A 2,041-nucleotide genomic window follows, 5' to 3' on the forward strand; every position below is an offset into this window, starting at 1 on the left:
GGGCGGCATCTGCCCGCAGCGCAGGCGAGGCTCAGCGCGACCACGAACACGAGCGGCTGAGCTGAGCCGTAGCGGAGGGTAGAGGCCGCCCGAGGTACGAGGGCGGCATCTGCCCGCAGCGCAGGCGAGGCTCAGCGCGACCACGAACACGAGCGGCTGAGCTGAGCCGTAGCGGAGGGTAGAGGCCGCCCGAGGCGCCGAGCTGCGACCGCCGGGGAGGCCCTGTCGCGGGCCCCGCATCCCGCGGAGAGGCCCTCCTGAACCGGGGCGAGCCCCGATCGTGACCGAATCTCCCCCAGGATGTGATCTGCGTCCCGGGGGAGAGTCGTTTACCCAGGTCACACCAGTCCCAGCGCTAAACACCGGGCCCAAAGACCTGTCCAATTCGTGACGTAATGCACTGACAGCAGGTACAGGTACAGGACAAGCTGATGTAGGAAGTCGGGGGTGTCGATTGAAACCGGGAGTATGACAGTGAGCGCCATGCCGTTTGCCCTGTTGCTGACCACCGCCGCTGCCACGGCCGTCGGCGCCGCCGCTCTGCACGCTGCTCACGGGCTGCGCAAGCAGGTGACGGCCCTGCGCACCGAGCTCGCGGAGGGGCGGGCACTCCACGCCTCCCTGCCCGGCCAGCAGGACCGCAGCAGCAGCGCACCCACCGAGGAGATACGCACCGCCGTGGCGGAGGCGCTCGCCGAGGAGCGGGAACGCGAACTCGCCGAGGCCCGAGCCTTCTGGGCTGCCCAGGAGGCCCGCGACGCGGCCGACGCGCCGTCCCTGCTGGGCGGACTCGGCGACGACGTCCCCTTCTTCATGCCGCGGCAGACCGACTTCGTGGGCCTCGAGGCGATGGATCTCGACGCCGGCGACGCCCTGGACGAACTGGCGGAACTCGCAGGGCTCACCGACCTGCCCGAGACCGCAGGTGTCGCCGAGTACGCGGAGTTCGCCGAGGACTCGCCCGAGCTGGCCGCGGCCCGTCGCCGCCACCCCTCGCACCCTGACTTCATCCCCGCACAGACACCCGTCGTCACCGACCATGAGCGTACCGTGAACCGTCTGGAGCGGCTCGCCGATACCGGCACGGAGCTGACCGACGTACGGCCCGGCCCCCTTGGGACGCTCGACGTGTACGTCTTCTCCGACGGCACCACGCTGTGCATGACCCCGGGCCACCGGGAGACCGCGGAGCGGCTCGCCGACTCGCTGCGTTCCGGCGAGCAGCCGGTGCTGCTGGGCGGTTCCGGCGTCTCCGGTGCCTACGCGCTGACCTTTTCGTGCGGCGAGGAGAACGTCTACATCCTGGCCGACCGCGTCATCGCCTCGTTCTAGGGCCTCGGTGAGAACGCCCGCACCGACGCCTCCTCGACACGGCTCACGGCCTCGTCCAGCTCCTGGGACGGGGCCGTTTCCAGTGCCACCGCCAGATCCCGGCCGGCGACCGCGAGCTGGTCCCCCACAGCGAATATCCCCGCGTCGGGCATGACTCGGGCCTCCAGGTCCGGCGCCTCGGTGCGTTGCGCCCACGCGGACAGCACCCTGGCCGTGGCCAGGGCTTCGGCGGCCACACCCTGCTGCAGCCTGCTCTGCGGAGTGCTCCGCAGGCGGTCGGCGAAGCGGTCCACGGCGGTGATCAGAGGAGTCGTATCGAGCACGCCGTGACCCTACGCGCCCCCACCGGATGGTTGCCAACACGGCGTCGCTCGGGCACGGTGTCGGGCAAGGACCAGCTACGCGCACTGCGTCGGAGGCGCCGATGTCCCAAGTCTTCTCCGAAGAAACCCATCGCAACCTGCTCTCCCGGATCCCACATTGCACCGGTCGTGACATCGCCGACTGGCTCCGCACCGTCGAGGAAGGACCCTCCCTCGTCCGCTTCGAGGAGAAGGTCAGCTGGCTGCGGAGCGAACACGACCTCACCTACGGCCACGCCAAGGCGATCATCCATGAGTACGACCTGAGACGAGCGGCCCGGAAGCTGCGCTGAGCCGCCGCCCCTCCCCGTGACGACGGACGGCCCGCAGGCATGTCGCCTGCGGGC

3 protein-coding genes are annotated in these 2,041 nt (G+C 70.4%); 2 read left to right on the forward strand and 1 reads right to left on the reverse strand.

The features are described 5' to 3' along the window. Window positions 1–483: 483 nt before the first annotated feature. Window positions 484–1,332 (forward strand): hypothetical protein, encoded by an 849-nt coding sequence (locus ACFU5K_RS22800; RefSeq protein WP_384064633.1) that lies wholly within the window; start codon window positions 484–486, stop codon window positions 1,330–1,332. On the opposite strand, the gene ACFU5K_RS22805 is transcribed toward ACFU5K_RS22800, so the two are convergent. Further along, window positions 1,329–1,655, reverse strand: coding sequence for a hypothetical protein (locus ACFU5K_RS22805; RefSeq protein ID WP_384064635.1), 327 nt, complete (start codon window positions 1,653–1,655; stop codon window positions 1,329–1,331). The two genes, ACFU5K_RS22800 and ACFU5K_RS22805, sit on opposite strands and share 4 nt — an antisense overlap. 101 nt (window positions 1,656–1,756) lie before the next feature. On the opposite strand from ACFU5K_RS22805, the gene ACFU5K_RS22810 reads away from it, so the two are divergent. After that, on the forward strand, window positions 1,757–1,987 hold the full coding sequence (locus ACFU5K_RS22810) for a DUF4287 domain-containing protein (protein WP_384064638.1): 231 nt from the start codon (window positions 1,757–1,759) through the stop codon (window positions 1,985–1,987). Window positions 1,988–2,041 lie beyond the last annotated feature (54 nt).

This window comes from Streptomyces sp. NPDC057428 (assembly GCF_042803195.1).
Taxonomy (GTDB): Bacteria; Actinomycetota; Actinomycetes; order Streptomycetales; family Streptomycetaceae; genus Streptomyces.